Below are 25504 nucleotides of genomic sequence, written 5' to 3'. Positions count from 1 at the left end.
CCTGGTCTCCTCAGCCAATCCACCCTTCAGTCAGCGCTTGCGGTTGACTGCCATTGCAGACCGAGCTGCTCTCCGATGTGCGTGCGCAGCGCGTCCAGGGACACGGGCTTGGTCAGGAACACATTCACTCCGGCCTGCAGGCATGCGGCACGGTGCTCGGCGGTGGCCGAGGCCGAGACCGCGATGACAGGCACAGCAGCCAGATCGCTTTCTCCCCGAAGGCGGCGCGTGGCCTCCACACCGCCCACGGATGGCATCACGCTGTCCATCACGATCAGGTCTGGCCGGAAGCTCCTCGCAGCTGCCAGCAGCTCGCTGCCATCGCTGGCCTGAGCAACTTCGAATCCGGCACGGGTGAGGAAATCGCACATCAGCGTGCGGTTCGCCTCCACGTCGTCTACAACAAGTACCCGGCGCGGAGCCCCCGAGTAGCGCGCGACGCCAGGCGTGTTCCGCGAGGCGAGCTCCGTCGGCTGGACTACTGGCAGCGGCAGCTCCACGCGGAATTGGGTGCCGCGACCAAACTCGCTGCTCACGTGCACTTGTCCGCCCATGTCGTTCACCAACGCCCGGGTGATTGCAAGTCCCAGTCCCGTACCGCCGCTGCGGCGCTGCGCGTCGCCCACCTGCTCGAAGGGCTTGAATATGCGTTCCAAATCGGTGGAGCGCATGCCGACACCGGTGTCCTCAACATCCAGCCGCAGCTGCACCTCAGCTGGGCCCCTTGGCTCGGCGCAGGCGCGCAACGCGACCGTGCCGGTATCGGTGAATTTGATCGCATTGCTCAGCAGGTTCAGCAGGACCTGGCGCAATCGGCGCTCGTCGGCCAGGACGGCGTCGGGCAAATCCGCTTGGGCCTCGAACACGAAGGCCAGGCGCTTCTCGTCGGCCTTCACTCGCATGAGGTTCACGACCGATCGCAGCAGACCGGACAGGTTCACCGGCTCTGGGTTGAGGTCGGTTCGGCCGGCCTCGATGCGCGCCAGGTCGAGGATGTCGTTGATCAGCGCCAGCAGGTGCTGCCCGCTCTGGTGGATGGTGTCCAGGCCGCGCGCCTGCCGCGGGCTCAGGCCGCCCTCCATGGTCAGCAGTTGCGCGTAGCCAAGGACGGCATTCAGCGGCGTGCGCAGCTCGTGGCTCATGCCGGCGAGGAATTCGCTTTTCGCGCGGTTGGCTGCCTCGGCGGCGTGCCGGGCAGCGCGCTCGGCCTGGAGCAGGCCGCCGTCGGTTTCAACCGCCGCCGCTTGCGTGGCGCCCGGCGTTTCCAGCTTGGCCAGGATGCTCCTCACCTGGCCTTCGACCGCCTCTTCACTGAGCGCAAGCGCCCGGGCTATCTCCGCGTAGGCGTTGCCCTGCGCGATGAACCGCAGCACGCTGATCTCGGCCGGCGTGATGGCCACGTCCGCGACTTGACCCGCCAGCTCGAACGAGCCCTCCGAGGGCAGTGCCAGTCGGCCTGCGTGCACGGCGCGGATGGCGTCGAGCAACTCCTTGTGCAGGGCGTTCTTCAGCAGGTAGCCGCAGGCACCGGCCTGCAAGGCGCGCTGCGCCTGGGCGTCACCGGCATAGGTGGTGAGCACAATGATGCGCGCGGCGGGGAACTCGGCGCGGATGGCGCCGATGGCGTCGAGCCCGCTCATGCCGGGCATCTGCAGGTCCATCAGCGTGACGTCCGGGCGGTGGGCGCGGAAATGCTGGATCGCTTCGCGGGCGTTCGCCGCTTCGGCCACGAGGACCATGTCCGGCTCCACGCCGAGCAGCGTGGCGATGCCCTGCCGCACGATCGGGTGGTCGTCGACGCAGAGAACCTGGATGCGGGTCAGTTCTTCGCTCATTCGCCGGTCTCGTTGGCCGCCAGCTTCCTGTTGAGGAACCACGACTTGGTGGATGACGGTTGACTGTACGCCCGCGACCCGGAAGCGCTGAACTCCAATTGCGTGCCCTTGTCCAGGCCGCTGATGGTGAGCGTGCCGCCGACGAGTGCGGCGCGCTCGCGCATGCCGCTCAAGCCGAAGTGCCCCTCCTTCGCGCCGGTGCGCAGCACCTCCGGGGCGATGCCCTTGCCATCGTCGCGCACGCGCACGCGCAGTTGCCGTGCGTCGTAGAGGATCTCAACCTCGATATGCGTCGCGTCGGCGTGATGGAAGGCGTTGCGCAGCGCCTCACCGGCGATGCGGAAGACCTCGTCACGCACGACGGGATGCAGAGCCTGCGGCCTGCCCTGCACTTCGACATGGGCCGATGTCGCATGGCCGTTCTCGTTCGCGAGATCCTCGGCGAGCGCCCGCAAGGCGTCCGCGAGGTCGTTCGTCTCCAGCGCCGAGGCCCGCAAACCTTCCACGGTGTGGCGGCCCTCCGTGATCGCCTCGGCCGCCCGGTCGATGGCGCTCGCGAGGACCTGCTTCGATTCGCGCGGCCGGTCGGGCAGCAGATTGAACGCCGCCTGGAACTGCAGCAGCAGCCCGTGGAAATGCTGCAACAGCGTGTCGTGCAGGTCGCGGGCGATGCGCGTGCGCTCGGCCACGCGCGCCTCCAGCCTCGCCTCGAACTGCCGGTGCAGCCGCCGGATGCGCATGCGCAGCCAGAGCTGGAAACCGCTCCAGGCCAGGCCCAGCAGCACAACCACCACGGCGAAGCGGAACCAGCTCGTCTGGTAGAAGGCCGGCGCAATGGCGAACTCGACCTGCGCGCCATCCTCATTCCACACGCCGCTGTTGTTGGCCGCCTTCACGTGGAAGCGGTAGTTTCCCGGCGGCAGATTCGTGTAAGTGGCCTGGCGCCTGTCGACGGCCTCCTGCCAATCGTTGTCGTGCCCTTCCAGCCGGTAGCGAAAGCGCGTGCTCTTCGGATCGACGAGGCTCAGCGCGGTGAACGCGATCGTCATGTCGCGCACCAGCGGGGGCAGGTGCAGGCCGTTGGCGACGGCATAGGCCTGCTGGTCGGCGACGAGCGTCTCGATGTGGACCGGGGGAGGCAGCGGGTTGATGGGCAGGTGATCGGGGTCTATCACCTGGACGTCGGCGCCCGACACAAACCAGAGCTTGCCATCCGGGCCTTTCGCCACCGGAGGGTTGAAGTAGGCCGGCGTAAAAGCCAGCAACGGCACGCCATCCGCGGCGCCCCAGAGCTTGGGCGCGACCCGGTGGCCCGGGTCGGCGATCCAGGCGGCGAGGTCGTCACGCAGGACCCGCACGAGTCCGCAGGACGCGTACATCCACAGCGAGCCGTTGTCGTCCAACGTCGACCAGTGAACCGTATTGCAGGGCAGGCCATTGCCCACCGTCAACGTGGTGACGCGGCCGTCCTTGATCCGGCTCAGGCCGCCCTGTTCCGTGGCCGCCCACACGGCCCCGTCGGCATCGAGCCGCAGGCCCGCGACATGGCCCGCCCCCAGTCCTTGCGCGGCCGTGTAACTCGCCTGGACCTTCCCATCCTTGAAATACAACACTCCGCCGTCCTGCCAGAAGGACAGCCACAGGCCGTCGCCATCGGCGACGATGACCTTGGCTTGTTGCCGGCGTCCGAGCGCGGTCCACGGAATGCTTTCGACGAATCGGCCCTTGTGCAGCCGCACGAGGCCTTCGTTGCCCGACAGCCAGAGGTGGCCCGCCGCGTCCGCCGTGATGGAGTAGAACTCCTTGCCCGGCACGCCGCTGACGGCGACAAAGCGGTCGGCCGCGAAATAGGCCAGGCCACGGCCCGTGCTCACCCAGAGGCGCCCGTCGGCGTCCTGGTGCAGCGACTGCACCTTTGCATCCGGCAGCCCCTCGCGTTCCTTGTAAACGGCAGGTATGCCGCCCTTCCACCGGGCAAGTCCATCGTTCGTTGCCACCCAGACGCTGCCGTCCGTGGTGGCCAGCACGGCCTTCGTTGCCTCGTTGGGCAGACCTTGTGGCGTTGAAACAGTGGTGACTGGCAGCTTCCGGAAACGGTCCACCCCCTTCTCGCTGCCGAACCAGATGTTGCCCTCGCGGTCTTCGAAGAGACTGCAGGCAATGTTGCCCGAGAGGCCATCTGCACGGGTGAACGCGTCCGCTTTGCCCTCTTGCAGATGGACGATGCCGTTGCCCTCGGTCCCGACCCAAAGACCGCCATCGCGAGCGCGCAGCAACTTGTTCGACTTGATCTCGCGGTCACGGAGCAACTTGACGGGCCTGGCGGCGTTTTGCGTCGGGTAAGGCAGCAACTTGTCGCCGGCCATCCGCTTGATCCCTGCGCCCCGGATGCCGACCAGCAACTCTCCATCGGCAGTCGTGCTCAGGTCACCCACGCGCATGCCGGGCGTCTCGAATCGCTGCGGAGGCCCGGGTTTCCATCGCCAGAGGCCGGAGTCCGCACCCGCCCACAGCACCCCCGCACCGTCTTCGGCCAGGCTCCAGACAAACTGGCCGAAGCCGCCGTCCTGCGTGAAACATTCGGCCTGCCCAGCACGGATCGCGCAAAGCCGGCCCGGGTTCCCAAGCAGGCCGACCCAGATCGTCCCATCGCGATCTTCGAGCAAGGACGTCACGAAGCCGCCGGCGATTTGCGGATACCGCGTCAGTTCGACACCATTCCAGCTGGCAACGCCATTGAAGGTGCCAATCCACAGCGTTCCGTCACGGGCGACCAACAGGGCGTAGGGATTGTCTGGTAGCGATTGGCCCTGAGGGGGTTGCCAGGGAACGAAGCGAAGGCCGTCAAAGCGAAACATGCCAAATGACCCGCCGACCCAGAGATAGCCGTCGGGCGTCTGCGCCATCGTGAAGACAAGGCCCAGCAAGGCGCCGTCCCGGGCTGTCCACGAGGTGTGGGCGTACTGCGAGATCTGCAGGGGTGGATCGAGCGCGCGGGCGGGGAGCGAGGCAAGCAGCGCCAATGCCAGGGTCAGGCCTGGCAGGAGGCATCTTTGAGGTCGGCCTACCAGTTGACTCACTTGGAATCCTTTGCCGCTGGCCAGAAGGCAAGCAGCGTATCGCGATAAGGCGCTGCCGGTGGATCAACATGCCTGTACCCGTTGGTGATCCCGCAAAAGCCTGACACGCCACTGGCATGGCCTTGGCGTCGACGGTGGCGTGTTCAGCGCTCGAAGGCTGCGGTTCCCGCAGGCCAGGGGGATTCGTTGGTCGTCGAGGCTCGCCCGAGTCAGGCGTGAATAGCGCAATCAGCTCAGCTTGAATACCCGCACCGCGGTCACAAGGTTCTCCGCCTGCACTTTGAGGCTTTCCGCGGCCGCCGCGCTTTCTTCAACCAACGCCGCATTCTGTTGTGTGACCTGGTCGAGCTGATTGACGGCATCGCCAATCTGGCTGATGCCCTGCGTCTGCTCCTTCGTTGCCGAGCCGATCTCGGTGATCAGATCATTGACACGCTGGACCTGCGAGACGATGTCATTCATCGCCTTGCCCGCCTCATTGACCTGGTCGCTGCCCGCGTCCACCTTCTCGACGCTTTCCGTAATGAGGGTCTTGATCTCCCGCGCCGCCGTTGCCGAGCGTTGCGCCAAGGTGCGGACCTCGGTTGCCACGACGGCGAAGCCTCTGCCCTGCTCGCCGGCACGCGCTGCTTCGACCGCGGCATTCAGGGCCAGGATGTTGGTCTGGAACGCAATGCTGTCGATGACGCCGATGATGTCTGCGATCTTCCTGCTCGACGCGGTGATGCCCTCCATGGTTCGGACCACCTGTCCCACCACCTGCCCCCCGTGGGCCGCTGCAGCGGACGCGGAGCCCGCAAGCTGCGTAGCCGTGCGGGCCGTCTCCGCATTGGTCTGGACCGTGGCTGTGAGTTCCTCCATCGACGCCGCCGTTTGCTCGAGATTGGCCGCCTGCTCTTCGGTGCGCTGGCTGAGGTCGGCGTTTCCGGTGGCAATCTGGGAAGACCCCGTCGCAATGCTGTCGCTGCTCGCACGAACCTTGCGCACCACCTCGGACAACGACGCTTGCATATCGCAGATCGCCGCGACGACACTGCCCGCTCGGGCCTGAGACGTATCGATGCGGGTCGTCAGGTCGCCCGCCGCGACGGCATTGGCCACGGCGGCCACTGCTCCGGGCTCTCCGCCAAGCGCCCGAGTCACGCTCCGGGTCAGCATCACGCCTATCGCCAAGCCGCCGAGGGCACTGGCGAGCGTCAGCAAGCCCATGGTCATGCTGACCGTCTCGAACAGGCGCGTCCCGTCCTTGGAGGCCTGTTCGCCGTTCTTCTCCTTTATTTCAGTCAGCAGCGAAAGCTGATCGTCGACGACCTTGTTCGTCTGTTTCACGGCCTTGTCCAGATCCGCGAGCGACGCGTCGGCAGGATGAACGTCCTTGGCCGATGCGGCTTTGAAGTAGGCCTCGGTGGCGGGCAGCCAGGCCTGGATCGTCGCGTCCAGCTTGCGAAGCTCCTCCTGTCCCTTGGGCAGGTAGAACAGCGGTCGGGACTTGTCGATCCAACTGCGCATGACGTCGACGGACTCCTTGAAGGTCTGATGCGCGGCCTGGCGCTCCGCCTCAGATGTTGCGAGTGCGAACTGACCCCGCGCACGCGCCGCGTAGATGAGGTTGATGTTCGCTTCTTTCACGTAGGAAATGGCAAGCAGTTCGCGCTGGTAGAGCGCGTCGTTGACCATGTTGAGTCGGAACAGGCCATTGATGCCAAACCCGGCCACGATGGCACCCACGGCGACCAATGTGGAGAAGGCAAGCAACAGGCGGGTGCCGAGCCGAAGATTTGCAAACATGGCTGCTCCTTTGGATGGAACGCAGCGCCCTCAACCAACGCAACGGGGATTCACAGCGGCATTTTCGGACTCGATAGCGCATGCATCACGTGATGCAGCTACCCGCAGTTGGCGCTTGGATCGCTCCGCACCCATCTTGCTCGCGGTGTGCCACCGCTGCAAGCACTGGCCCCTTTGCCTGCTGCCCGCTGTCGGGGCAGGCGTCGTCCAAGACGTGGACGTGACACTGCGGCCGTAGCACCGTGGCATCGCGCGCCGACTGGCGGGTTGCAATACTCGGCCGCATGCGGGTGAGCCCCCTTTCCCGCCAGTTCCTGCCGCCATGCGTCGACCTGCGTTAGGGTGTGCGCCCAGACTGAACAGCCTGCGAGGGAGATCCATGAGTACTGCCGGTGTGACGCGTCGCAACTTTGTCCAAGGTGTCGGTGCCGTCGGGCTTGCCACGGCAGACCATGCCGCAGCAGCCATGCTCGATCAGCCGCTCTACAAGCAGGCGTCCGCAGGCGTGGCGGTGCGCGTCAAAGACCTGCTTTCCCGCATGACGCTGGAGGAGAAGGTGGCCCAGACCCTGTGCATCTGGATCGGCAAGAACCGCGTGCAGAACGAACGCGGTGACTTCGATGCGGTACGGGCCGCGCAGGCCCTGCCGCACGGCTTGGGCATGCTGGGCCGCCCGAGCGACCGCAAGGGCGTGGGCAACACCAACGCCGGTGCAGATGCCGGCATGGCGAACCGCACGGCGGCCGAGACGGCGGCCTACGTCAATGCCGCCCAGGCCTGGGCGGTGCAGCGCACGCGCCTGGGCATCCCGCTGTTCATGCACGAGGAAAGCCTGCATGGCTACGCGGCGCGCGACGCGACCTGCTTCCCGCAGGCGATCGGGCTGGCGTCGTCCTTCGACCCGGCGCTGATCGAGCGGATCTATTCGGTCTGCGCCCGGGAGATGCGGGCGCGGGGCGCCAACCTCGCGTTGGCGCCGGTCGTCGATGTCTGCCGCGATCCGCGTTGGGGCCGCGTGGAGGAGACCTTCGGTGAAGACCCCTTCCTGACGGGCGTGCTGGGCAAGGCGGCCGTCATCGGCTTCTCCGGCACCGAGCGCAAGCTGGCGCCGGCCAAGGTGCTGGCGACGCTCAAGCACATGACAGGGCACGGCCAGCCCGAGCGCGGCATCAACACCGCGCCGGCGCAGATCTCCGAGCGGGTGTTGCGCGAAGTCTTCTTCCCGCCATTCGAGAAGATCATCCGCGAGGCGCCGATCGCGGCCGTCATGTCGTCGTACAACGAGATCGACGGCGTGCCTTCACATGCCAACCCGTGGCTGCTGAGGACCATCCTGCGCGGTGAATGGGGCTTCAAGGGCCTGACGGTCTCGGACTACTTCGCGATCGGGGATCTGGTGTCGCGCCACCGGCTGGTGCCTGACATGAAGGAGGCGGCTTATCGCGCCTTCACCGCCGGGGTCGACATCGAAACGCCTGACAGCGGCGGCTTCCCCGAGCTCGTCAACCTGGTGAAGGCCGGCCGCATCAAGGAGGCCGAGATCGACGAGGTCGTCCGTCGCATCCTGGAGCTGAAGTTCCTCGCCGGACTGTTCGAAGACCCCTACGTCGACGCCAGCAAGGCGGACGGCCTGACCGCCACACCAGACGCGGTGGCCTTGGCGCGCGAAGCGGCGGTGCGATCCGTCGTGCTGCTGAAGAACGACGGGGTGCTGCCGCTCGATGGCAAGAAGGTGGGCAAGCTGCTGCTGCTCGGCACGCACGCCAGGGACACGCCCATCGGCGGCTACTCCGACATTCCCCGTCACGTGGTGTCCATCCACGACGCACTGGCCGGCGAAGCGAAGTCGCAGGGCTTCGCCTTCGAGTACCGCGAAGCGGTGCGCTTGACCGAGAAGCGCGAGTGGACGGAGGACGATGTGCGGTTCATCGCCCCGGCGGTCAATGCCCGCCTGATCGCCGAGGCCGTCGAAGCGGCCAAGACGGCAGACACGATCGTGATGGTGCTGGGCGACAACGAACAGACCACCCGCGAGGCGTGGTCGGACACCCATCTGGGCGACCGGGACTCGCTGGAACTGATCGGCCAGCAGAACGACCTGGCCGCCGCCATCTTCGCGTTGAACAAGCCGACGGTCGTCTTCCTCTTGAACGGCAAGCCGCTGGCGATCAACCTGCTGCATGCCAAGGCCAGCGCCATCATCGAGGGCTGGTACCTCGGGCAGGAAACCGGCCATGCCGCGGCCGACATCCTGTTCGGCCGCGCCAACCCGGGCGGCAAGCTGCCGATCAGCTTCCCCCGCAACGTCGGGCAATTGCCCGTCTACTACAACGCCAAACCGACGGCCAACCGCGGCTACCTCGGCGCTGACAACACACCGCTCTATCCCTTCGGCTTCGGCCTGAGCTACACGACGTTCGCGCTGTCAGAGCCGCGCCTGTCCAAGGCAACCATAGCGCCGGCGGACAGCGTGACGGTCTCGGTGGACGTCACCAATACCGGCCAGCGCGCGGGTGACGAGGTGGTGCAGCTCTACATCCGTGATGACATCTCGTCGGTGACCCGGCCCGTCAAGGAACTCAAGGGCTTTGCCCGCGTGACGCTGGCGCCCGGCGAGAAGCGGACGGTCACCCTCACGATCACGCCAGCAGAACTCCAGTTCTACGGCATGGACATGAAGCGCGTCGTCGAGCCCGGCAACTTCACCATCATGACCGGCCCCAACAGCGTCAACCTGAAGACCACCACCTTGACGGTCGCTGCGGCCTGAACGACATGACCCCATCCCTCTCGCGTTCGCTGCTCGCCGCCACGTTGCTGGCGACAACGGCTTCCTTCGCCGGCACCTACCAGCAAACGCCCACGGGCGTGGTGGTGAGGCCCGATACGGGCAGCGTGAAGGAACTGCGCCTCAATGCCATCACGGAGTCGATCATCCAGGTCACCGGGGTTGACGATCCCGCGCGCCCGCAGCTCGAGTCGCTGATGGCCGTCGCCAAGCCGAGTGGCCGCTTCACGGTGAAGGCCGGCCCCGATGCCGTGACGCTCGATGCAGGCAAGGCGTCGGCCCAGGTGTCGCTGAAGGACGGCCGGGTCACCTTCCTGGACGCCAAGGGTGCTGCCGTGCTGACGACCGCAAGAGCCGATCTCCAGCCGGTCACGGTCGAGGGCCGGCCCTACGTCGCACCCTCCGTCCAGTTCAACCGGGGCACGAACGAGGCGTTCTACGGCCTGGGCCAGCACCAGAACGCCCAGATGGACCTGAACGGCGAAGACATCGAGCTGCGTCAGCACAACATGGACATCGCCATCCCGTTCGTCGTGTCCGACAGGAACTACGGCGTGCTCTGGGACAACAACGCCGTCACGCGCTTCGGCAACCCCAAGCGCTTCGGGCTGGCCAGCCGTGACTTGAAGCTCACGGCGCTGGACGGCGCCAGCGGCCTGACCGCGAAGTACTACGTCGACGATCAATTGATCCTGACCCGCGTGGAGCCCGACATCCGCTATCAGTTCCTCAGCGATGTCAGCAAATACTGGCCCGCCGACGCCGCGCTGAGCAAGGCCGCCACCCGCGGCAAGAGGGTCAAGGTCGTCTGGGAAGGGACGGCCGCCTCCGACAAGCCGGGGCTGCACAAGATGCGCCTGTTCGCTTCGGACTACGTGACGCTGAAGGTCGACGGCAAGACCCTTTTCGACCATGACATCTGGCGTGTGAACTGGAACGGCTGGTACAACAATTTCGAGCAGCCGTTCAGCCCAGGTAAGCCGCTCAGCCTGCACGTCGAATGGCGGCCAACGAGCGGCCTCATCTCGCTGCATCACTCCGACCCCGAGCCCAACGACGACAAGCACTCGCTGCGCTTTGCGTCCGAAGCCGGCACCGGCCTGAGCTACTACTTCATCGGCGCCGATTCCATCCAGGGCGTCATCCGCGGCTACCACCAGGTCACCGGCATCCCGCCCATGATGCCGAAATGGGCCTACGGCTTCTGGCAATCCCGGCAGCGCTATCGCACCCAGGCCGAGTTGCTCGGCGTGCTCAAGACCTACCGCGCCAATCGGTGGCCCATCGACAACATCGTGCAGGACTGGTTCTACTGGCCGGAAGACCAGTGGGGCAGCCATGCCTTCGATGCGGCACGCTTCCCCGATCCCAAGGGCATGGTCGATGAGGTTCATCGCCAGCATGCCCGGATCATGATTTCGATCTGGGGCAAGTTCTATCCCAACACCGCCAACTACAAGGAACTGGACGCCAAGGGCTATATGTGGCGTCGCAATGTCGAACTCGGCATGAAGGATTGGGTCGGGGAGGGCCATCTCAACAGCCACTTCTCGCCCTACAACCAGGAAGCGCGGGACATCTTCTACCGCCAGATGAAGAAGCCCCTGGTCGACCTCGGCTTCGACGCCTGGTGGATGGACAACACCGAACCCGACGTGCGCTCCAACGCCAGCCCCGAAGAACTCGCCGAACTGATCACGCCCACGCAGATGGGGCCGGGTGCGCTGGTGACCAACGCCTACGCCACCATGAGCACCCAGGCCGTTCACGACGGCCTGAAGCGGGATCGGCTGGACGCCCGCCAGTTCATCCTGACCCGCTCCGGCTTCGCGGGCGTGCAGCGAAATTCGGCGGCGCTGTGGTCGGGAGATGTCGTCGGCACCTGGGACAGCCTGTACAAGCAGATCTCGGCAGGAGTGCAAACCGGGTTTTCAGGCGTGCCCAACTGGACGCACGACATCGGCGGCTACTCGCAGGAAGCCCGGTTCCAGGACAAGTCGGTTGCGGGGCTCCAGGAGAACCGCGCAGCAGGCGGCGTGCGGTCCGCCGAAGACCTGCAGGAGTGGCAGGAGTTGAATCAGCGCTGGTGGCAGTTCGGCACCTTCTCACCCTTGATGCGCAGCCACGGTGAAGGCGTGAAGCGCGAGATCCACGAAATCTCGCCCGAGGGGTCCGCCATGCGGGCGAACATGGTGTGGTTCCTGGAACTGCGCTACCGGCTGATGCCCTACATCTACACGGCCGCCGCTGACAGCCACTACGAGGGCGCGCCGATCATGCGCGGCCTGGCCCTCGACTTCCCGGCAGACGCCAAGGCCAAGAAGATCGCCGACCAATACTTGTTCGGCAAATCAATGCTGGTGGCGCCGGTGACGCGGTATGGCGCGACGTCCCGCACGGTCTACTTCCCTGGCACGGCGACCTGGTACGACATCTGGACGGGCGAGGCGGTCAAGGGGGGGCAGACGCGAACCGTGGCCGCACCGCTGAACCAGATACCCCTTTTCGTCAAAGCGGGCGCCATCGTGCCCATGGGGCCTGTCATGCAATACGTGGACGAGAAGCCCGACGCGCCGCTCACCATCCATGTCTATACCGGCGCCGATGGCAGCTTCAGCCTCTACGAGGACGACGGCGTCTCGAATTCGTACAAGACCGGCCAGTACACGCGCATCCCTTTTGCCTATGACGACAAACGCGCCGAAGTCACCATCGGGCCCCGCTCCGGGACCTATGCGGGCATGGTGCCCAGACGAACCTTCAACATCCGCTTCCTCAAACCCGGCGACCGCACCGTCGACTTCGATGCGCCCGCTGTTCCCGTGACCTATTCCGGAGACCGTCTCGTCGTCAAGGCGCTGTAGGGGCACCGTCGGCGCGTGGGACCACGGCAGAAGGCGCCGCGTCACGGCATGAACTGGTCGACGCGATCCGTGAAGAGGCCATCGATGCCGAGCGGCGACCCGCCACTCGGCAACGGCGGCCTCTTGGGAAGCGGGACGTCTTGGGACGCCTCAAAAACCTACTCAATGTTCTGGACCTGCTCGCGCATTTGCTCGATCGCGACTTTCATTTCGACGGAGATATTCGTCAATTCCAGCGCGGCGGATTTGGAACCCAGGGTATTCGCTTCCCGATGTAATTCCTGAATCAGGAAATCCAGCCGTTTTCCGAGCTCGCCGCCCTTTTTCAGCAATCGGGTCAGCTCTTCCAGATGCGCCCGCAGCCGTCCCAGTTCCTCGGCCACGTCGATGCGGATGGCGAAGGCCGCGGCCTCGTTCAGCGCCCGCTCCTGCAAGGCCTCCTTGGGCACGCTGCTGCCGGCGGCACTGGCTGTCAGCGCCTCCTGCCAGCGCTCCAGGAAGCGCTGCTGCTGGCGCGCGACGACGGCGGGCAGCAGAGGCTCGGCCTCGTCGGCCAGCTCGCGCAGGCGCTTGATGCGTTCACTCAGAATGGCGACCAGCTTCTCGCCTTCGCGCTCGCGGGCGTCGGCCAGGCCCTGTACGCAGGCCTGGGCGGCTTCCAGCGTGACCGCGTCCAGCTGGACCGGCGTCGCCGTGCCGCTCTTGCACCAGTTCAAGGCCTCATGGACGGAGAGCGGCGCGGCCTGGGGCAGCCAGGTAAGAACCTTGGCTTCCAGGCTGGCGAGGCGGTTGAGCTGTTCGGGTTGGGGTTGCGGCCAGGCGCCGTCGGCGTCGCGCTGGGTGTTGATGCGCAGCTCGATCTTGCCGCGCTTGAAACGCGCCGCGATCAGTTCGCGCAATTGGGGTTCGAGGCCGCGCATTTCCTCGGGCATGCGCATGGACAGGTCCAGAAACCGGCCGTTGACCGAGCGCAACTCCACGCTGACCGAAGCTTGCACTGAACTGTTGCCGTCCTCGGCTTTAGGGGGTTGCGCCAGGGAATTGGCATACCCGGTCATGCTGTAGACTGGCATTTCGCATCTCGCAAAACAGACAAAACGCGATTATGTCCAAGCCGAAGCCGGCGCCCTTGCCCGCAGGCACGGTGGTTGGGGGCTATCAGATCATCAAGCGATTGGCGGCGGGCGGTTTCGGCGTGGTGTATCTCGCCGAGGATCCCGACCACCACCTGGTCGCATTGAAGGAATATCTGCCCTCATCGCTGGCCGAACGTTCGCCCGGCGAACTGACCCCTCGCGTCAAGCCCGAGAAGCAACCGCTATACCGACTCGGCCTGAAGAGCTTCTTCGAGGAAGGCCGCTCGCTCGCGCAGATCTCCCACCCCAGCGTCGTCTCGGTGCTGAACTTCCTGCGCGAGAACGAAACCGTCTACATGGTCATGAACTACCTGCAGGGCGACACCCTGCAGGACTTCATCGTGACCGCGCGCGACATGAAGCGCGACAAGGTCTTCCGCGAGTCGACCATCCGCAGCCTCTTCGACGAGATCTTGCGCGGCCTGCGCATCGTCCATCAGCACAAGATGCTGCACCTGGACATCAAGCCGGCCAACATCTTCATCACCAACGACAACAAGGCCGTGCTGCTGGACTTCGGCGCCGCGCGTGAAGTGCTGAGCAAGGAAGGCAACTTCATCCGCCCGATGTACACGCCAGGCTTTGCCGCGCCGGAGATGTACCGCCGCGACGGCTCGCTCGGCCCCTGGACCGACATCTACGCCATCGGCGCCTGCATCTATGCCTGCATGCAGGGCTATCCGCCCAACGACGCGCCGCAGCGCCTGGAGAAGGACCGCCTGTCCCTGAGCCTGTCGCGCCTGCGCAATGTCTATTCCGACAACCTGCTCGAGGTGACCGAGTGGTGCATGTCGCTGGACGCGCTGTCGCGCCCGCAGAGCGTGTTCGCGCTGCAGAAGGAGCTCGCCCGCGAGACCGAGCGCCGCTACACCAAGCTTTCTTTCAGCGAAAGGCTCAAACTCCAGCTCGAGAACCTTAAATCTGGAGCGAAGGCTTGAGATTCAGCGTCTTTCAAGTCAGTCGTCGCGGTGGCCGCGAGACGAATGAAGACCGCATGGGCTATTGCTTCACGCGGGAGGCTGGCCTGTTTGCGCTGGCTGACGGCATGGGCGGCCATCCCGAAGGCGAAGTCGCGGCCCAGATCGCACTGCAGACCCTGGCGGCCCTGTTCCAGCAGGATGCCCGGCCGGTCATCGAAGACCCGCAGCGCTTCCTGCAGGAAACCATCGTCATTGCCCACCAGCAGCTGCTGCGCTATGCCGAAAGCAAGGGCCTGCATGACACGCCGCGCACCACGGTCGTGGCCTGCATCCTGCAGGGCAACCAGGCCTGGTGGGCGCATTGCGGTGACTCGCGCCTGTATCTCGTGCGTGCCGGCAAGCTGATCGCCCGCACGCGCGACCATTCCTATTCCGAGTTGCAGGAAGCCCTCGGCCGCGTTGCCAAAGGCGGCGAGCCCTTCAACCGCAACGTGCTCTTCACCTGCCTGGGCAGCCCCGGCAAGCCCATGATCGATTGCCAGGGGCCTCTCGTCATGGAGGCCGCGGATCGCATCCTGTTGTGCTCCGACGGCCTCTGGGGCAGCGTCGAGGACGGCGAGATCGTCCAGCACATCGCCGACCAGGCCATCTCCGAGGCGGTGCCCGATCTCGTCGAGGAGGCCCTGCGCCGCGGCGGCGCACGCAGTGACAACGTCACCGTGCTGGCCGTCGAATGGGAAGGCGAGGGCGAGCCCAGTGGCGAGACCACGCAGAACCTTGGCAACTCCGGCTTTGCATCCACCATCCAGGGTGCGCTGGACGCCGACCTCGTCGCCGGCATGGCTGCCATGGACGACGAGGAGATCGAGCGCGCCGTGCGCGAGATCAACGAAGTGATCCGCCAATCCGGCCGCGGCGCCCATCGCCGCTGATTGCCGCCAACCCTCCCGCCCTCATGACCAAGACCTTCACGCGCAGCGCGAGCCGCGCCGCCAATCAATTGCGCCCCGTGCGCATCACCCGCGGTTTCACCGTGCATGCCGAGGGTTCGGTGCTGATCGAGTTCGGCGGCACCCGCGTCCTCTGTACCGCCTCCGTCGAGGAGCGCGTGCCGCCGCACAAGCGCGGCTCCGGCGAGGGCTGGGTGACGGCCGAGTACGGCATGCTGCCGCGTGCCACCCACACCCGCGGCGACCGCGAAGCCGCCCGCGGCAAGCAGAGCGGCCGCACGCAGGAGATCCAGCGCCTCATCGGCCGCTCGCTGCGCGCCGTGTTCGACCTGAGCGCGCTGGGCGAACGCACCATCACGCTGGACTGCGACGTGCTGCAGGCGGACGGCGGCACGCGCACGGCGGCCATCACGGGCGCCTTCGTCGCGGCCCAGGACGCCGTCAACAAGCTGATCGCCGACAGCAAACTGGCCCGCTCGCCGATCAGGGAGGCCGTGGCGGCCATCTCCGTCGGCATCGTCGATGGCGTGCCGCTGCTGGACCTCGAATACGTCGAGGACGTGGCCTGCGACACCGACATGAACGTCGTCATGACGGCGTCGGGCGGCTTTGTCGAACTGCAGGGCACGGCCGAGGGGGTCGTGTTCACGCGCGACGAGATGAATGCGCTGCTCGACCTGGCCGACAAGGGCATTCGCGACCTGCTCGCCGCCCAGCAGGCAGCGCTGAAGGCCTGAGCATGAAGCTGGTCCTCGCCTCCAACAATGCCAAGAAGCTCGTCGAGCTGCAGGCCCTGTTCACGCCGCTCGGTATCGAGCTGGTGAACCAGGGCAGCCTGGGCATCCCGGAGGCCGAAGAGCCCTTCGACACCTTTGCGGAGAACGCGCTGGTCAAGGCCCGTCATGCGGCCAGGCTGAGCGGCCTGCCTGCGTTGGCCGACGACTCGGGCCTGAGCGTCGACGCGCTGGGCGGCGCGCCCGGTGTGCGCTCGGCGCGCTACGCGCTCGACGCCGGTGGCGAGAAGAGCGATGCGGCCAACAACGAGCGCCTGCTGCGCGAGATGGCTGCGATCGAGGACCGCCGCGCACGCTTTGTCTGCGCGCTCGTCGCGGTGCGCAGCGCCGACGACCCCGAGCCGCTGATCGCGATGGGCCGCTGGAGCGGCGAGATCCTGGCCGCGCCGAGCGGCGAGGGCGGCTTTGGCTACGACCCGCTGATGCACATCCCGGCCCTGGGCCGGACCGTGGCCAGCCTGGGTGCCGAGGTCAAGAATCGCCACAGCCATCGTGCCTTGGCTGCGGTTCATCTGATCGAGCAATTCCGCGAGGTCTGGCGCCTCGGGTGAGTGATGGCTGACGTTGTTCATCTGATGCGTCCGGGCACGCTGCAACTGCCCGCGCTGCCCCCGCTCGCCCTCTATGTGCACCTGCCCTGGTGCCTGCGCAAATGCCCCTACTGCGACTTCAACTCGCATGAGGTCAAGGACGGCGCGCTGGCCATCGACACGGCCGAGGCCTATCTCGCCGCGCTGCGTGACGACCTCGAAGCCGCGCTGCCGCTGATCTGGGGTCGGCATGTCGTCAGCATCTTCATCGGCGGCGGCACGCCCAGCCTCTTCAACCCCGAGCAGATTGCCCAGCTGATCTCCGACATCCGCGCCCGCCTGCCGCTGGAGCCGGGCTGCGAGATCACGCTGGAAGCCAACCCCGGCACCTTCGAGCGCGAGCGCTTCAAGGGCTTCCGCCAGGCCGGCGTGACGCGCTTGTCAGTGGGCGTGCAGAGCTTCGACGATGCGCAACTGAAGGCGCTGGGTCGCGTGCACAGCTCGGCCCAGGCGCGCGAGGCGCTGGCCGAGGCGGCCTCGGCCTTCGAGACCTTCAACCTCGACCTGATGTATGCCCTGCCGGGCCAGACGCTGGACGATCTGGCGCGGGAACTGGACACGGCGCTGAGCTTCAAGCCGCCGCATCTGTCCATCTACCACCTGACCATCGAGCCCAACACGGTGTTCGCGACGCGCACGCCGGCCGGGCTGCCCGATGCGGATCTGGCCAGCGACATGCTGGACCTGATCACGGCGCGCACCGGCGCCGATGGCTTGGCGCGTTATGAAGTCTCGGCCTATGCCCGTGACGGCCACCGCTGCGCGCACAACTTCAACTACTGGCAGTTTGGCGACTACCTCGGCATCGGCGCCGGCGCCCACAGCAAGCTGAGCTTTCCCAACCGCGTGCTGCGCCAGGTGCGCTGGCGCGAGCCGGCGGCCTTCATGGCCCAGACCAACAAGGTCAGCAACGAGCACGAGGTCGCGCGCAAGGACCTGCCCTTCGAGTTCATGCTGAACGCGTTGCGGCTGAAGGAGGGCGTCACGATGACGCAGTTCCTGGAGCGCACCGGGCTGCCCGTTTCCAGCATCTCGGCCGGCATGGCCAAGGGCCGTGCGCAAGGGCTGCTGGAGGCCGATCCGGCCCGCATCCAGCCCACGGCGCGTGGTTTCGACTTCCTCAGCGATCTACAGCAGCTGTTTCTGTGAGTCGTTGTTGGAGTGCGGCGATCTCGGCGTGCAGCCAGTCGCAGAAGGCGCGCACGGCCGGGTCGTCGCGCAGCGCCTCGGGGTAGACCACGTGATAGTCTCGCCCGGCATCCAGATCCAGCTCCTGCGCGGCCACGCGCACCAGGCGCCCATCCAGCAGCGCGTCGCCGGCGATCAACTCCCGCGCCAGCGCCACACCCATGCCCTGCTCGGCGGCCTGCAGCAGCACGCCGGCATCGTTGAAGCTCGCCACGACGACAGGCGCGATCGGCAACCCGGCCAGCGCAAACCATTCGCGCCAGACGTCGACGTCGTCCAGCAGCGGTTGTGAGGCCAGCGCCTCCAGCGGCTGGCCAATCAGCCGGTGCGCCAGGGCCGGTGCGGCGACGGCGATCAGCGGCGAGTGGAAGAGACGCTCGTTGACGAGGCCGGCCCAGCCGCCGCGGCCGACGCGCAGGCCGATCTGGTAGCCCTCGCGCTCCAGATCGACGACTTGCTGGCCGGTGTGCAGGTCCAGCGTGATGCAGGGCTGCAGGGCCTGCCAGCGCGGCAGGCGGGGCATCAGCCAACGCTGGGCGAAGGAGGGCAGGGAGGTCACGCGCAGCATCTGCGCCTGGTTGCCATGCGCCTGGCCGGCCGCGAGCAGGCCGGCCTGCAGTTCGGCAAACACCTTGCTGACCGCACGTTGCAGGGCTTGTCCCGCCGGATTCAGCACCAAGCGCCGGCCCTGGCGGGTGAAGACCTCGAAGCCCAGGGCCGTTTCCAGGCCGCGGATCTGCTGGCTGACGGCGCTGTGCGTCAGGTGCAGGCTCTCGGCCGCGGCGCGCAGGTTCTCGGTCTGGGCCGCAGCACGGAAGGCGGCCAGGTAGTGCAGGGGAAAGCGGTCCAGTGAGGCCATCTGGTAAGCCAATCCAACCAATCAGTGCAGAAATAAGCGTTTCTCAGCGCGGCGCTGGATGCATAGCATAACCAGCACTTGAAGGAGATCCACCATGAACACGCTGCCCCGCTGGCTTGCTTTTGCCTCTTTTGCCGCCGTTCTCGTGCTCGCCACGACGACCGCCCGGGCCTTCACGGATGCCAATGCCGAACTGAAGGAGGCGGCCGCGGACCGCTCGAACCGTGTCGTCGTGGTTGGCAAGGCCGCGCCTCCCGCACAGACGGCATGGGTACCGGCCAGCCCGAAGTCGCTGGACGGTTTCAAGCCGGTGTTCCCGAACGACTCCGTCGTCGTCGCCCGCCAGCGCCCGCTGCTGCTGGCCAAGGCGGAGGTGCCGGCCAGCGYCTCCAAGCGCTGAGCTTCTAGACGCGGTTGAGCGAGATGCCCGACGTCGCGCGCAGGCGCTCCAGTACCTTGGTCGCGATCTGGTTCAGCGGCAGCACCTCGTCCGCCGCGCCGGCCGCGATGGCCTCGCGCGGCATGCCGAAGACGACGCAGCTCGCCTCGTCCTGGCAGTAGTTGTAGGCGCCGGCGTCCTTCATGACCTTCATGGCCTTGGCGCCGTCGGCGCCCATGCCGGTCAGCATGATGCCGATGGCGTTCGGGCCGACGGTCTTGGCCGCCGACAGGAACAGCGCCTCGACTGAAGGCTTGTGGCGGTTGATGGGCTCGCCGTCCTGCACGCGCGCGATGTAGTTGGCGCCGCTGCGTTCCACGCTGAGATGCATGCCGCCCGGCGCGATATAGCCGTGGCCGGGCAGGATGCGCTCGCCGTCCTGGGCTTCCTTGACGCGGATCTTGCACAGGCCGTCCAGGCGCGCCGCATAGCTCTTGGTGAAACCGGGCGGCATGTGCTGGGTGATGACGACGGCCGGGCTGTCGGCCGGCAGGTTGATCAGCACGTCCTTGGTGGCCTCGGTGCCGCCGGTGGAGGCGCCGATGAAGATGATCTTCTCGGTCGAGGCCTTGCCCAGGCTGGCCATCGTCACGGCCTTGACCGGCGCTGGCGCCGCCGTGCCGGGTGCTGGCGGCGGCGGGGCGCGGCGGATGTGCGCCTTGGAGGCGATGCGGATCTTGTCGGTGATGTCCTGGGCCAGCAGCTTGATGCCGTCGGCGACGCCGATCTTGGGCTTGGCGACGAAGTCGATGGCGCCCAGCTCCAGCGCCTTCAACGTGACCTCGGCGCCGCGCTCGGTCAGCGTGGACACCATCACCACCGGCATGGGCCGCAGCCGCATCAGGCGCGACAGGAAATCCAGCCCGTCCATGCGCGGCATCTCGACGTCCAGCGTGATGACGTCGGGGTTGAGGTTGCGGATCATCTCGCGCGCGACCAGGGGGTCGGCGGCCGCGCCTATGCATTCCATGTCGGACTGCCGGTTGATGATCTCGGTGAGGATGGAGCGCACCAGCGCCGAGTCGTCCACCACCACGACTTTGGTCTTGGCCATCGTTGGCCTCCTAGAACAGATCGATGGAGCCGCCGCTGCTGGCGACCGGCTGCACCTTTTGGATTGCTGCCCTGTCCTGCTGGACCAGCGCGTCGGTATTCGTCGGTGCCAGGCGCTTGACCATGGCCTTGCCGCTGGCGGGCAGGAAACAGACCTTGCGGGGGTACACGTCCATCACGTCCTTGGACACGATGGGGATGCGCTCCAGCTTCAGGAAGTCGATGACGAAATTGGTGTTGCGCTCGCCGACATTGAGCGAATTCATGCCCGAGATGACGGCGCCGCCGCCGAAGATCTTGGCTTCCATGCGGGCCTTGCTGGCGCCGCGCTTCATCATCTCGTTGATCAGCAGTTCCATCGCGTAGGAACCGTAGCGGCCCGAGTCGCCATTGCCCTCGGGCAGCATGAAGTGGTTCATGCCGCCGACCTTGGCGACGCGGTCCCACAGGCAGGCAGCGATGCAGGAGCCCAGCGTCGTCATGACGAGCAGGTCTTCCTGGTCGACGAAGTACTCGCCCGGCAGGATCTTGACGGCCGCGTTCTTGAAGTGGGCGTCGTAGAAGAAGAACGAGGCCTCGCCCTGCTTGCGAGGCTGGGCCTTGAGGTGGTTGACCTTGGCCACCCCGGCCGGGTTGCCGAAGCCGATGGTGGGTGYGGAGGCGAGGGGAGTGCTCATGCTCAGACCCGTTCGTAGATGGTTTTTCCGCGCAGTTTGAACAGGTCGCGGGCCTCGGTGAAGTTCTCCGAGTGCCCGACGAACAGCAGCCCTCCCGGCCGCATGACGCGGTGGATGCGCTCCAGCACCTTGCGCTGGGTGGGCGCATCGAAATAGATCATGACGTTGCGGCAGAACACCATGTGGAAGGGGTCGCCCAACTGCCACTGCGCGTCCATCAGGTTCAGCGCGCGGAACTCGACCCAGCGCTGCAACTCGGGTTTGACGCGGATCTTGCCGGAGTTGGCGCCGGTGCCGCGCATGAAGAAGTTCTTCAGCCGCGTCGCGTCCAGGCCGCGCGCATCGGCGTTGTAGACGCCACGCTTGGCCGCGGCCAGCACATTGGTGTCGATGTCGCTGGAGACGAGCTGCACCGAGGCGCTGGCGCCCAGGGCCTCGCTGCAGGTCATCAGGATGGAATAGGGCTCTTCGCCGGTGGAGGCGGCGCAGCACCAGATGCGCACCGGCTTGCCGACGTAGGGCTTGAGGTCGTCCTTCAAGGCGTGGAAATGGTGTTCCTCGCGGAAGAACGACGTCAGATTGGTCGTCAGGCAGTTGACGAACTCCTGCCATTCGACGGCGCCCGATGCGCCGCTGGAGGATTCCAGCCACTGCAGATAGCTCGCAAAGCTCTTGTGCCCGGTCTCGCGCAGGCGCCGCGACAGCCGGCTGTAGACCATCGCATGCTTGCCGTCATGCAGGCTGATGCCGGCATGCTTGTAGATCAGCTCGCGCACACGGTCGAAGTCGGCCTTGCTGAAACTGAACTCGTGATCGAGGGCGTCGTTGCCGGTGGCGAGGTCGGGTGCGGGCATGTCTAAAAATCAGATTTGTTGGTGCTCGCAGCAGTTCTGGCGTGGCGCGCCGATTCTGCACCGCAGGGCGTTTGTACGGTCCTGGTCCGGTCCAGCATAGTGCAAACAGGCCTCAGGAACGTGCCTGTTTCACGACCTGGACACACAGGGGCCGCTGCTAGACTGCCCCGAAACCACAATCCAGTCTTCCGTCCCAACCTTTGGAACACCGCTTGCCCGCCCCCCACCTGATCGACGCCGAAGTGCTCGTTCTGGACCAGGCCCTGCAGTTGCTGCAGCAGGCCGGGGCGTTGCTTCCGGACGAAGAACCGATGAGCGCCGCCTGGTTGCAGGCCGTGCTCGATGCGCTGTGTGATCTCTCCAGCCGCGACGCGCTGACGGGCCTCGTCAACCGCCGCAGCTTCGAGATGGCCCTGGCCCGCGAGGTCGACCGCGTCGCCCGCTCCGGTGAGGGCGCGCTGCTGCTGATGCTGGACATCGACCATTTCAAGGCGGTCAACGACACCCACGGCCATGGTGCCGGTGACCAGGTCATCCGCGCCGTGGCCCGCGCCGTCGAGCAAACGGTGCGGCCCATGGACCTCGTCGCCCGCGTGGGTGGCGAGGAGTTCGCCATCATCCTGCCCAACTGCGCCTCGCATGTGGGCCTGGCCGTGGCCGAGCGGGTGCGCGAGCGCGTGTCCGAACTCGCCATCGAGGTCGGCCCGGGCCAGATGCTCAGTGTCACCGTCAGCCTGGGCGGCGCCTTCGCGCCGCAATGGGTGCGCTCGTCGCCACTGCTGTGGACGGAGCGGTCCGACCGCCAGCTCTACCGCGCCAAGGCCGAAGGCCGCAACCGCGCCTGCCTCGAACCCCAGATCGACTCCCTGGTCAGCGCCGAAGAAAAGGGCATGTTGTTCGCCTCCCTGAATCTCGAAACGCAACAGGACACGATATGAGCCCTGCACGGCCGCCCGAAAGGGCTCGCACCGCAGTGCGCAGCACGAAGGTTTTCATATGACTACGACCTCCGATCCTGCTGCCCCCACGCCGCCGCCGGCACGCCCGGCGCGCTCCGGCGCCCGTACCCTCGCCGTGACCAGCGGCAAGGGCGGCGTCGGCAAGACCTTCGTCACCGCCAACCTCGCCGCGGCCCTGGCCGCGCGCGGCCAGAAGGTGCTGGTGCTGGACGCCGACCTGGGCCTCGCCAACCTCGATGTGGTGCTGAACCTGCACCCCAAGCTGACGCTGCACGACGTCTTCACCGAGAAGGCCACGCTGGAGCAGGCCATCCTGCCCGCGCCGGGCGGCTTCTCCGTGCTGCTGGCCGGTTCGGGCATGGTCGAGTATTCGCGGCTGACGCCCGAGGTGCGCGACAAGCTGCTGCACATCATCGACCTCGTCAAGCCGCGTTTCGACTGGGTGCTGCTGGACACGGGTGCCGGCATCTCCGACGTCGTGCTGTTCGCGATCTCGCTGGCCACCGACGTCCTCGTCGTCGCCACGCCCGAGCCCACGTCGCTCACCGATGCCTACGCCACCATCAAGGTGCTGGCCACGCAGCAGGACCGCCGCCATGTGGGCCTGCTCGTCAACCAGGCCAACCGCGTCGGCGAGGGCAAGTTGATCTGCGGCCAGTTGCAGCAGGTGCTGCAGCGCTTCGTCGGCCCGACGCCGGGCCAGAGCTTCCGGCTCGAGCTCTACGGTGAGGTCAAGGCCGATGTCGCCGTCAAGCAGGCCGTGCTCAAGCGCCAGCTGATGCTGGAGCACTACCCCGGCTGCGACGCAGCCCAGGCCATCAAGGCGCTCGCCTCCAAACTCCTTGGCTGAATCGACTCCCACCACTGCCTTCGAATGGGCAGGCGGCGAGGCGCGGGTGCGCGAACTCGTCGACCGCTTCTACGACCTGATGGACCTGGAGCCCGCCTACGCGCGGCTGCGCGCGGCGCATGGCGACACGCTGGACAGCGCGCGCGACAAGCTGTTCTGGTTCTTGTGCGGCTGGCTCGGCGGGCCCGACCACTACATCAGCCGCTTCGGCCACCCGCGCTTGAAGGCGCGGCATATGCCGTTTCGCATCGGCATCGCCGAGCGCGACGAGTGGCTGGCCTGCATGGGCCAGGCCATGCAGGAAACCGGGGTGGACCCGGCCCTGCAGGCCCGTCTGGCCGAGTCCTTCGCAGGCACGGCCGACTGGATGCGCAACGTCTAGGGCAGCCGCCCTCAGTCGATGCGGAAGGCGAACTCCTGCTGGAAGGTCGCGTCGCCCTGGCACTGGTAGCCGGCGAGGGCCGATTCCACCGAGCGCTGCAGCGAGCGCTTGGTCTTGCCATCCAGCGCGCCCTGGGCCACGCGGAAGTCCGTACCGACGACGCGGCCACCGCGCACCGTGGCAATCACCTGCAGCACGGCTTCGCCGGCCCAGTTGACGACAGGCACCTCGGGCTTGGGCATCATGGAGCAGACGGCGCCGGGCGCCTTGATGCTGGTGTCGGGCTTGGTCGTCGGTGGGACGACCGTCGGAACCGTGCCAGCCGTCGGCCCATCGGTGATGGGACCCGGTTCGCGGACCACGGTGCCGCGGATGACGGGATCTTGCGGTGCGACCACGGGCTCCGTGGGTTCCGGAATCGGAATGTGCACATCGCGGAAGATCGGGCGAGGCGGAAGCGCCGGCTCCTGGGGCGGCGGAATTTCCCGGACCTCGGGCGGCAGCGGCTTGATCGGTGTGCTCTCGTGCCGTGGCGGGGGTGTCTTCATCAGCCCTGCACTCAGCGCATAGATCGCGGCCAGATGCAGCGCGACGACGAAACCGATACCCACATAGCTCTTGGGCTGGGGCGCACGATCGGAAAAGGTAAGGGACATGGGCTCTCCTCGTTGGGGCTGGGAAACCGGATGTCGCGCTGATGGCGGCTCGAGCCCAGACTACTCCGGGCTAACCGGACTGGTCAATGGCGTTGCACCGCGTGTCTGCCGCGCGACGCGACAGCCCGGTGTCATTCGCCGTCAGCGGCGCGTCAGGCCGTTCCGCTGGGCAACGCGCGCGCTCGGCCAGCGGCAGCACGCGTGCTAACGTGCCCGTCCTGCGCGCCGCGCGCTTCGCCATCTTGAAGGGACGCTCTCCATGCACCGGAAACTGTTCTTCTGCGTCGCCCTCGCCGCCAGCGCACTGGCCCATGCCCAGCCGGCGGCGGATGCCTGGACCAACGTGTCTCCGGCGCCGGATGACCGCTACACCAACCCGAAGAGCAAGCTCTACGCCGGTCCCAACGGCTGGTTCAACTACGGCGAGTTGCGCGCCAGCGCCGGTGCCAAGCAGTACGCCTTTAAGGCCGGCTTGCTGTATCTCGCCACGTCCGAGGCCTTCGTGCTGGCGCCCAGCGACAAGCTGCAAGTGGCCTCGCTGAACTTCGGCAGTGCCACGCCGGCGCCGGGCGTCTACCAGGTCGCCGCCCAGCCCAATCTCGCGGCCCGCAAGGTGAAGGTGAACTTCGCCGACGTGTCCAACAAGAAGATCGTCGAATGGAACTCCGGCGGTGCAGCCAAGGGCAGCGTCACCGTCAGCCAGGTCAACGGCTTTCTGTACTTCAAGGCGCGCGATCTGCAACTCACGCCCTCGGGCCTGCACAACGCCGGTGACCTGAAGCGCCCGCTGGTGCTGGGGATCGAAGGCGCCAGCAAGATCGAATAGGCGCGCGCGGCGTCGC

General features: G+C 66.6%; 21 protein-coding genes. 12 read left to right on the top strand and 9 right to left on the bottom strand.

What is annotated here, in order from left to right; translation table 11 throughout:
• Positions 1-26: 26 nt before the first annotated feature.
• From AC1D2H_RS10015 to AC1D2H_RS10005, 3 genes are all read right to left on the bottom strand, one after another.
• Positions 27-1835: a response regulator gene (locus tag AC1D2H_RS10015; RefSeq protein WP_478010822.1), complete on the bottom strand. Its 1809-nt coding sequence runs from the start codon at positions 1833-1835 to the stop codon at positions 27-29.
• Complete coding sequence (locus tag AC1D2H_RS10010; RefSeq protein ID WP_478010821.1) at positions 1832-4858, bottom strand: sensor histidine kinase; 3027 nt, start codon at positions 4856-4858, stop codon at positions 1832-1834. Before AC1D2H_RS10010 ends, AC1D2H_RS10015 begins: the two co-directional genes overlap by 4 nt.
• Before the next feature lie 285 nt (positions 4859-5143).
• Positions 5144-6703 carry a methyl-accepting chemotaxis protein gene (locus AC1D2H_RS10005; protein WP_478010820.1) on the bottom strand — a complete coding sequence of 520 codons (1560 nt, stop codon included), beginning with the start codon at positions 6701-6703 and terminating at the stop codon, positions 5144-5146.
• A 379-nt stretch (positions 6704-7082) separates the two neighbouring features.
• Here AC1D2H_RS10005 and AC1D2H_RS10000 point away from each other — a divergent pair, with 379 nt between their 5' ends.
• A complete protein-coding gene (locus AC1D2H_RS10000) occupies positions 7083-9473 on the top strand; it encodes a glycoside hydrolase family 3 N-terminal domain-containing protein (RefSeq protein ID WP_478010819.1) in 2391 nt (796 codons plus the stop codon).
• 5 nt (positions 9474-9478) lie between these two features.
• The gene (locus tag AC1D2H_RS09995) at positions 9479-12355 is read left to right on the top strand and encodes a glycoside hydrolase family 31 protein (RefSeq protein ID WP_478010818.1); all 2877 of its coding nucleotides are present in this window, start codon (positions 9479-9481) and stop codon (positions 12353-12355) included.
• A gap of 158 nt (positions 12356-12513) precedes the next feature.
• Here AC1D2H_RS09995 and AC1D2H_RS09990 read toward each other — a convergent pair whose 3' ends face one another.
• The gene (locus AC1D2H_RS09990; protein WP_478010817.1) at positions 12514-13428 is read right to left on the bottom strand and encodes a YicC/YloC family endoribonuclease; all 915 of its coding nucleotides are present in this window, start codon (positions 13426-13428) and stop codon (positions 12514-12516) included.
• A 32-nt stretch (positions 13429-13460) separates the two neighbouring features.
• Between AC1D2H_RS09990 and AC1D2H_RS09985 the strand changes: the two genes are divergently transcribed.
• Genes AC1D2H_RS09985 through hemW form a run of 5 tightly spaced genes read left to right on the top strand, consistent with a single transcriptional unit; the run spans position 13461 to position 17894 of the window.
• Positions 13461-14429, top strand: a complete 969-nt coding sequence (locus AC1D2H_RS09985; protein WP_056195338.1) for a serine/threonine protein kinase — start codon at positions 13461-13463, stop codon at positions 14427-14429.
• Positions 14426-15343, top strand: a complete 918-nt coding sequence (locus AC1D2H_RS09980; protein WP_477936162.1) for a PP2C family protein-serine/threonine phosphatase — start codon at positions 14426-14428, stop codon at positions 15341-15343. Before AC1D2H_RS09985 ends, AC1D2H_RS09980 begins: the two co-directional genes overlap by 4 nt.
• 23 nt (positions 15344-15366) lie before the next feature.
• Entirely contained in the window at positions 15367-16098 is a 732-nt protein-coding gene (gene rph, locus AC1D2H_RS09975) for a ribonuclease PH (RefSeq protein WP_477936160.1), read from the top strand.
• 2 nt (positions 16099-16100) lie between these two features.
• Positions 16101-16706: an RdgB/HAM1 family non-canonical purine NTP pyrophosphatase gene (gene rdgB / locus AC1D2H_RS09970; protein WP_478010816.1), complete on the top strand. Its 606-nt coding sequence runs from the start codon at positions 16101-16103 to the stop codon at positions 16704-16706.
• A 3-nt stretch (positions 16707-16709) separates the two neighbouring features.
• On the top strand, positions 16710-17894 hold the full coding sequence (gene hemW / locus AC1D2H_RS09965) for a radical SAM family heme chaperone HemW (protein ID WP_477936156.1): 1185 nt from the start codon (positions 16710-16712) through the stop codon (positions 17892-17894).
• On the opposite strand, the gene AC1D2H_RS09960 is transcribed toward hemW, so the two are convergent.
• A complete protein-coding gene (locus AC1D2H_RS09960) occupies positions 17866-18792 on the bottom strand; it encodes a LysR substrate-binding domain-containing protein (RefSeq protein WP_478010815.1) in 927 nt (308 codons plus the stop codon). The two genes, hemW and AC1D2H_RS09960, sit on opposite strands and share 29 nt — an antisense overlap.
• Positions 18793-18886: 94 nt before the next feature.
• On the opposite strand from AC1D2H_RS09960, the gene AC1D2H_RS09955 reads away from it, so the two are divergent.
• Positions 18887-19192: a hypothetical protein gene (locus AC1D2H_RS09955; RefSeq protein ID WP_478010814.1), complete on the top strand. Its 306-nt coding sequence runs from the start codon at positions 18887-18889 to the stop codon at positions 19190-19192.
• Positions 19193-19196: 4 nt separating this feature from the next.
• On the opposite strand, the gene AC1D2H_RS09950 is transcribed toward AC1D2H_RS09955, so the two are convergent.
• Genes AC1D2H_RS09950 through AC1D2H_RS09940 form a run of 3 tightly spaced genes read right to left on the bottom strand, consistent with a single transcriptional unit; the run spans position 19197 to position 21815 of the window.
• Positions 19197-20285, bottom strand: coding sequence for a protein-glutamate methylesterase/protein-glutamine glutaminase (locus AC1D2H_RS09950; RefSeq protein WP_477936151.1), 1089 nt, complete (start codon positions 20283-20285; stop codon positions 19197-19199).
• A gap of 10 nt (positions 20286-20295) precedes the next feature.
• The gene (cheD, locus tag AC1D2H_RS09945; protein ID WP_478010813.1) at positions 20296-20961 is read right to left on the bottom strand and encodes a chemoreceptor glutamine deamidase CheD; all 666 of its coding nucleotides are present in this window, start codon (positions 20959-20961) and stop codon (positions 20296-20298) included.
• 2 nt (positions 20962-20963) lie between these two features.
• Positions 20964-21815, bottom strand: coding sequence for a CheR family methyltransferase (locus AC1D2H_RS09940; protein ID WP_478010812.1), 852 nt, complete (start codon positions 21813-21815; stop codon positions 20964-20966).
• Positions 21816-22027: 212 nt separating this feature from the next.
• On the opposite strand from AC1D2H_RS09940, the gene AC1D2H_RS09935 reads away from it, so the two are divergent.
• Genes AC1D2H_RS09935 through AC1D2H_RS09925 form a run of 3 tightly spaced genes read left to right on the top strand, consistent with a single transcriptional unit; the run spans position 22028 to position 24006 of the window.
• Positions 22028-22753 (top strand): GGDEF domain-containing protein, encoded by a 726-nt coding sequence (locus tag AC1D2H_RS09935; RefSeq protein WP_477936145.1) that lies wholly within the window; start codon positions 22028-22030, stop codon positions 22751-22753.
• Positions 22754-22811: 58 nt separating this feature from the next.
• The gene (locus tag AC1D2H_RS09930; RefSeq protein ID WP_477936143.1) at positions 22812-23624 is read left to right on the top strand and encodes a MinD/ParA family protein; all 813 of its coding nucleotides are present in this window, start codon (positions 22812-22814) and stop codon (positions 23622-23624) included.
• On the top strand, positions 23617-24006 hold the full coding sequence (locus AC1D2H_RS09925; protein ID WP_478010811.1) for a group II truncated hemoglobin: 390 nt from the start codon (positions 23617-23619) through the stop codon (positions 24004-24006). The genes AC1D2H_RS09930 and AC1D2H_RS09925 overlap by 8 nt, the downstream gene beginning before the upstream one ends.
• An 11-nt stretch (positions 24007-24017) precedes the next feature.
• Here the strand turns inward: AC1D2H_RS09925 and AC1D2H_RS09920 are convergent, their stop codons facing one another.
• Positions 24018-24662 (bottom strand): hypothetical protein, encoded by a 645-nt coding sequence (locus AC1D2H_RS09920; protein ID WP_478010810.1) that lies wholly within the window; start codon positions 24660-24662, stop codon positions 24018-24020.
• Positions 24663-24921: 259 nt separating this feature from the next.
• On the opposite strand from AC1D2H_RS09920, the gene AC1D2H_RS09915 reads away from it, so the two are divergent.
• Complete coding sequence (locus AC1D2H_RS09915) at positions 24922-25488, top strand: hypothetical protein (RefSeq protein ID WP_478010809.1); 567 nt, start codon at positions 24922-24924, stop codon at positions 25486-25488.
• Positions 25489-25504 lie beyond the last annotated feature (16 nt).

The sequence above is a fragment of the Roseateles sp. P1_C1_2 genome (genome assembly GCF_056406535.1).
The sequence above is the reverse complement of the archived record's forward strand: the minus strand, read 5'-3'. Positions and strand labels throughout refer to the sequence as shown.

Coding starts and splice junctions, on each gene's coding strand:
- AC1D2H_RS09990 (WP_478010817.1), bottom strand. CDS start 13,428: ATGCCAGTCTACAGCATGACCGGGTATGCCAATTCCCTGGCGCAACCC.
- rdgB (WP_478010816.1), top strand. CDS start 16,101: ATGAAGCTGGTCCTCGCCTCCAACAATGCCAAGAAGCTCGTCGAGCTG.
- AC1D2H_RS09915 (WP_478010809.1), top strand. CDS start 24,922: ATGCACCGGAAACTGTTCTTCTGCGTCGCCCTCGCCGCCAGCGCACTG.
- AC1D2H_RS09920 (WP_478010810.1), bottom strand. CDS start 24,662: ATGTCCCTTACCTTTTCCGATCGTGCGCCCCAGCCCAAGAGCTATGTG.
- AC1D2H_RS09930 (WP_477936143.1), top strand. CDS start 22,812: ATGACTACGACCTCCGATCCTGCTGCCCCCACGCCGCCGCCGGCACGC.
- AC1D2H_RS09985 (WP_056195338.1), top strand. CDS start 13,461: ATGTCCAAGCCGAAGCCGGCGCCCTTGCCCGCAGGCACGGTGGTTGGG.
- AC1D2H_RS10000 (WP_478010819.1), top strand. CDS start 7,083: ATGAGTACTGCCGGTGTGACGCGTCGCAACTTTGTCCAAGGTGTCGGT.
- AC1D2H_RS09950 (WP_477936151.1), bottom strand. CDS start 20,285: ATGGCCAAGACCAAAGTCGTGGTGGTGGACGACTCGGCGCTGGTGCGC.
- AC1D2H_RS09960 (WP_478010815.1), bottom strand. CDS start 18,792: ATGGCCTCACTGGACCGCTTTCCCCTGCACTACCTGGCCGCCTTCCGT.
- rph (WP_477936160.1), top strand. CDS start 15,367: ATGACCAAGACCTTCACGCGCAGCGCGAGCCGCGCCGCCAATCAATTG.
- AC1D2H_RS09995 (WP_478010818.1), top strand. CDS start 9,479: ATGACCCCATCCCTCTCGCGTTCGCTGCTCGCCGCCACGTTGCTGGCG.
- hemW (WP_477936156.1), top strand. CDS start 16,710: ATGGCTGACGTTGTTCATCTGATGCGTCCGGGCACGCTGCAACTGCCC.
- AC1D2H_RS09940 (WP_478010812.1), bottom strand. CDS start 21,815: ATGCCCGCACCCGACCTCGCCACCGGCAACGACGCCCTCGATCACGAG.
- AC1D2H_RS10005 (WP_478010820.1), bottom strand. CDS start 6,703: ATGTTTGCAAATCTTCGGCTCGGCACCCGCCTGTTGCTTGCCTTCTCC.
- AC1D2H_RS10015 (WP_478010822.1), bottom strand. CDS start 1,835: ATGAGCGAAGAACTGACCCGCATCCAGGTTCTCTGCGTCGACGACCAC.